Source organism: Streptomyces aurantiacus (assembly GCF_001418335.1).
In the GTDB taxonomy this organism is placed as follows: domain Bacteria; phylum Actinomycetota; class Actinomycetes; order Streptomycetales; family Streptomycetaceae; genus Streptomyces; species Streptomyces aurantiacus.
Genome location: NZ_LIPP01000275.1, coordinates 1 through 4969 on the forward strand (window position 1 = coordinate 1; position 4969 = coordinate 4969).

Consider the following 4969-nt stretch of genomic DNA (forward strand, 5'->3'; position numbering starts at 1 on the left):
GGCTGAGCGCGCAGTTCCCCGCGCCCCTGAAAAGCAGGGGCGCGGGGGAACTGCGCAGTCTTTTAGGGGCGCGGGGAACTGCGCGACCAGCCCCCACCGGGCCCGCAGGCGACTCCTCACCGGAGTTCTGTTACCCGTTCAAGCAGGATCGCCTCCCAGGCGCGGGCCAGTTGCGCGCGCAGCAGCGGCAGGGGGTCGGCATCGGGCCGGCGGAGACCGTCCGCGAGCCGGGTCAGCGTGTCGCAGCGGGCGAGCCACAGGCCGCGCAGACAGGGCCGGGCCCCGTAACCGGCGAGCGTGGCCGCGCGCACCGCCGCGGGCGCGCCGACGGCCAGGGCCAGGCCCGCGATGTCCTCGGTGGGGTCGCCGACCGCGGCGTCGGTCCAGTCGAGGACACCCCGGACCCGTCCGTCGCCGCTGACCACGAGGTGCTCACCCTTGAGGTCGTGGTGGACGAGGAAGGCCGCGCCCGGCTGCGGGGCGAGCTGGACGGCGGCGGGCGCGGTGAGCTGCTGGAGCCGGGCGGGGTCGAACTCGTCGGCGGCGGCGAGCTGTTCGGCGGCGCGCCCGGCGGCGGTCCGGAGCGCTTCGAGGGACCGGGGCCTGACGCGGGGCACGCCGAGTGCCTCGGCCTGGCGCTCCGGCACCTCGCGCAGTCCGGTGAGCAGTCCCGCCAGGTCGGCCTCGCCGACGGCGGAGACGTCCTGCTGCTCGCCGGAGTCGCCGGGGATCAGTGTGTCGAGCGTGTACGTCAGCCCGCTCGCCCATTCGCCGTGGGCGATGCTCACCGGGACGGCGACGCCGATGTGGGGGCGTACCAGGTCGCGCAGCCGCAGTTCGCGGCGCCGGCGCCGGGCCGTCTCGCGGTCCGGGGCGAGCCGCAGCACATGGCGTGCGCCCACGAACCAGGTGAAGTGCTCGCCGCCCTCGGCGACGGGCGTGATCCGGGGCCCGCCGCCGTCCGGGAGGAGGGAGCGGACGAGGCGTCGCACGGTGTCCGTGGTGGGTGTCGCTGCCTGGGTCATGGTCGCGCCGTCCGCCGTGGGGAGGTCCGGGGTGCGGAATCTGCCGGAAGTGGAGTGGAGTGGAGTGAACTGGAGTGGAAGGGGACGGAAATGGGACGGAGTGGAGTGGTCAGTTCACGACGGCCATCTCCCGGGAGGTGTCGTTGAGCCGGCGTCCGCCGTCCTCGGTGACCGTCACGATGTCCTCGACGCGTACCCCGAAGCGGCCCGGCAGATAGATGCCGGGCTCCACGGAGAAGCACATCCCGGGCACGAGCGGCTGTTCCTCGCCCTCGATCATGTACGGCGGTTCGTGGGTGGTGACGCCGATGCCGTGCCCGGTGCGGTGGATGAAGCGGTCGCCGTATCCGGCCTCGGTGATGAGGGCGCGGGCGGCCCGGTCGATGTCCTGGCAGGCGGCACCGGGCCGCACGGCCTCGAACGCGGCCTGCTGGGCGGCGCGGACGATGTCGTGGACCCGCTGTTCCTCGGCGGTCGGCTCGCCGACGTGCACCGTGCGGGAGGTGTCGGAGCCGTAGCCGTACTTCAGGCCGCCGAAGTCGAGGACGACCGTGTCGCCGTGCTCGATGACGCGCGAGCCCGCCTCATGGTGCGGGTCGGCGCCGTTCGGGCCCGATCCGACGACCGTGAAGTCCACCTGTTCGTGCCCGAACCGCCGCAGGAGATCGGCGAGGTCACCGGCGACGTCCGACTCGCGCCGGCCCGCGAAGGCGACCTTCAGGATCTCCTCGTACGTGTCGTCGGCGGCGGCGCCCGCGGCTGCCAGCCGGTCCAGTTCGGCGGCGTCCTTGACCGCCCGGAGCATCGGCAGCCCGTCGGTGAGGGAGACGTACGAGGTGCCGGGCAGCTCCTTCTGGAGGCCCAGCAGGTGCAGCGCCCAGGTGTTGTCGCTGACGCCGATGGGGGCGCCGCTGTCGCCCTTGAGGCTGTGGGCGAGGCCGGAGGCGTCGAGCAGCGGGGCCGTGATGGCGTACGGGTTCTTGCCGTCGGTCCAGTCGCGGAGGGTCAGCGCGGGCGCGCCCACCGCCTTCTCGGCGTCCGGGGCCTCCAGGGTGGGCACGACGAGCACGGGGTCCCGTCCGGCGGCGAGCACCAGCAGGGTGAGCCGCTCGGTGGCCGCGGGCGGCGCGTAGCCGGTGAGCCATACGAGGTCGGGTCCGGGCGCGACGAGCACACCGGCGAGCCCCGCCTCGGCGGCGGCCCGTGCGGCGCGCTCCATGCGTGCCCGGTAGTCGTCGACGGTGAAGGGCGCGGGCGTGCCGGTCATGATCCGGATCCTCCGTGGGGCGGTAGGGGCTACGGTCAGCATCCTGCCCGGACAGCGGAGGCGACGCGAGCCGGTAAGCCCTACTTTCGGAACCGGAACCCGGACCGGAACCGGTGTCGGTATCGGTATCGGTATCGGTGTCGGAAGGGGAGCGCGCGGGCGGCGGGCCGCGCCGGATGTGCGGCCCGCCGTCGCCCGCGCTCCCGGCCCGGTGCCGGGTTGCCGGGTTGCCGGTCGGTCCTGGTTCAGAGGGCCGCGATCGAGGCTGTGCGCCGGGCAGGGCCGAACGGCAGTTCCGGGAGCTGCCCCGGTACGAAGCCGTGGGCGCGGCGGGCCAGGTCGGCGGCTCCGTAACGGCGGCAGTCGTAGTGCCACTTCAGGATGCCGGCCATCCAGTTCTGCAGCTCCACGACATAGCCCTGCATGATCTCGCGGACCTCGTCGGAGAGGCCGAGGTCCTCGTACAGGACGGGCAGTTCATGGGCCGCGACATGCTCGAACTGCTGCATGCGCTGGGTCATGAGGTCGTGGACGACGCCGAGCGCCGCCGGGTAGTCGCAGCCGAAGAAGTTCTGCACGACCAGGAGCGCGTTGTGCACCTCGCCCTCGTACTCGATCTCCTTCTGGTACGAGAAGACGTCGTTGATGAGCATCCCGTAGTCGATCGCGGCGTTCTCCAGCGACCGGACGGGACCGCTGCGGTAGACCTCCGGTGGCACCTTCGGGCCGTGTCCCAGGCGGCACAGGCTCTTGGTGAGGTCGGAGCCGAAGGTGGCGCGGCGCATCTCCAGGTAGTCGACGGGGTCGGGGATGCGGTGCTGCAGCTGGTTGGACAGCTCCCACACCCAGCTCTCCGTCATGACCTCCACCGCGGCCCGCATGGTGCGGCGCGCCTCCGTGGTCATCGAGGCCGTCGTGCGCCGCCAGAGGTCGGCGAGGCCGCGCTCCATCGCGTTGGCCGGGGGCGGGATCTCCTCGCCCTCGACGGGCATACAGGCGGACAGCCGTGCGGTGCACAGCTTCGCGGCGGCCAGATCCCGGCGGTGCCCGAACACCATCGGGTAGTAGTCGTCGCCGTACGTCCCCCAGGCGAGCCACTGCGAGCTGAGGTCCAGGGCCTCGGGTGTGCCGTCCGGGTCGAGGCCCGCCGCGCACAGCGGCAGGTCGTAGGCGTCGAGCTTGTCCTCGTCCCAGACGCCCTCCCGCAGGAGGCCCATGCTGTGGGCCCACGGGGTGACGCGCCGCCGGGCCCCGTCCAGGTCGGCGTTGAGCCGGACCTGGAACGGCATGTAGAAGTCGGGGAGCAGGGAGGGACCGACCTTCTGGTACGGCACATGCGTGTAGGCGCGCAGCCGCTCGGCGCCGGCCGCGGCGAGCAGGGCCCCGACGTCGGCGGCGGAGGTGCCGGGCCCGCTGAGGCCGCTGCGGCCGCTCAGGGGGGAGGTCGCCAGGGCGCCCTCGTTCATGTACCGGCTCGACCGCAGGTGCCACTCGTGGCCGCCGGACTGCCAGTCCTGCAACCCCTGGGTGTACTGAGTGACGGCACGGACATCGGCCGGGGTGAGGCCCTTCTCCAGGGCCAGCGCGGGCACCTCGGTGAGCGCCGTGTGCTCGAACTGGTACAGCCGCGAGGAGAGGATGTCGTTGACGGTGTCGGCGGCCTGCTGGGTCGTGCAGCCGAAGAACGTCTCCAGGACGAGCACTCCGTTGCTGAGCTCGCCCTCCTCCTCGACCTCCCGCTGGTACGAGAAGAGGTCGTTGCGCAGGTGGACCCCGTCGGAGAAGGTCTCCATCAGCACGCGCAGCGGCCGGGAGCGGGCGACCTGCTCGGGGACCTCCGCGGTCGCGTACTCCACGAGCCCGGCCGACCAGGGGGCGCCGCCCACCTTGCGGCGCATCTCGATGTACTCGACGGGGTTCGCGACCCGCCCTTCGTTGATGTTGGACAGCTCCCACATCGACTCGTTGAGCAGATGCTCGGTCGACTCGGCGAACCGCCTGCGCCATCCCATGGACATCGAGGGGACCGTGCGCGCCCACAGGTCGGCGAGCCCGGCCTCGACCGGGTTCCGCGGTTCGGGCACGGGGGTCGAGAGGTCGAGCGGCATGAAGAGCGGGAGGCGGTCCAGGTAGGCCTTGCCGCCGGAGCGGTCCTGGCTGCGTTTGAAGGTTTCCAGGAAGTGGTCGTCGAAGAAGAAGACCCACACGTACCAGTCGGTGATGAGCGAGAGGGCGGGACCGTCGCATTCGGGATGCGTGTACGCGCACAGCAGTCCGTAGTCGTGCGCGTCGAGGTCGGCCTGCTCCCAGATGCCGGAGCCCTCCAGCATGCCCATTCCGCGCGCCCACTCGGTGGTGTGGGCGCGGGCCTCGTCGAGATGCGGGTTCAGCCGCGCGGGATACGGCATGTAGAAGTGTGGGAGTTCGAACGGCTGCGTCATGGCCCGGCACTACCCGGGGGTGTGGGCGGGCATCCGTGTGGCGGGCAATGATCGCACCATCGCGTGAACGGTCGAATGACCGCGCCCGCGGCGGGGAAGGGTGTGCTTTCGCCCCCGCCGCCCCTACCCTTCCCGTCACTACTGGGGGCTGCCGCCCCCAGACCCCCGCAATCGCGCTGCGCGCTCGTCCTCAAACGCCGGACGGGCTGAAAGACAACGACGGACGGCCGGGAGAG

The 4969-nt window shown here is 72.2% G+C and carries 3 protein-coding genes; all 3 read right to left on the reverse strand.

The annotated features are described in order from the left end of the window. Positions 1 to 116 precede the first annotated feature (116 nt). Positions 117 to 1025 (reverse strand): aminoglycoside phosphotransferase family protein, encoded by a 909-nt coding sequence (locus tag AOK01_RS30755; RefSeq protein WP_055517407.1) that lies wholly within the window; start codon positions 1023 to 1025, stop codon positions 117 to 119. A 109-nt stretch (positions 1026 to 1134) separates the two neighbouring features. Next, positions 1135 to 2292 (reverse strand): aminopeptidase P family protein, encoded by a 1158-nt coding sequence (locus AOK01_RS30760; protein ID WP_055517409.1) that lies wholly within the window; start codon positions 2290 to 2292, stop codon positions 1135 to 1137. Between the two features lie 245 nt (positions 2293 to 2537). Continuing rightward, a complete protein-coding gene (cyc2, locus tag AOK01_RS30765; RefSeq protein ID WP_055517410.1) occupies positions 2538 to 4733 on the reverse strand; it encodes a germacradienol/geosmin synthase Cyc2 in 2196 nt (731 codons plus the stop codon). Positions 4734 to 4969 lie beyond the last annotated feature (236 nt).

Bases quoted from the DNA above. Each gene is read 5' to 3' on its own strand.
- AOK01_RS30755 (WP_055517407.1), bottom strand. From the start codon at position 1,025: ATGACCCAGGCAGCGACACCCACCACGGACACCGTGCGACGCCTCGTC.
- AOK01_RS30760 (WP_055517409.1), bottom strand. From the start codon at position 2,292: ATGACCGGCACGCCCGCGCCCTTCACCGTCGACGACTACCGGGCACGC.
- cyc2 (WP_055517410.1), bottom strand. From the start codon at position 4,733: ATGACGCAGCCGTTCGAACTCCCACACTTCTACATGCCGTATCCCGCG.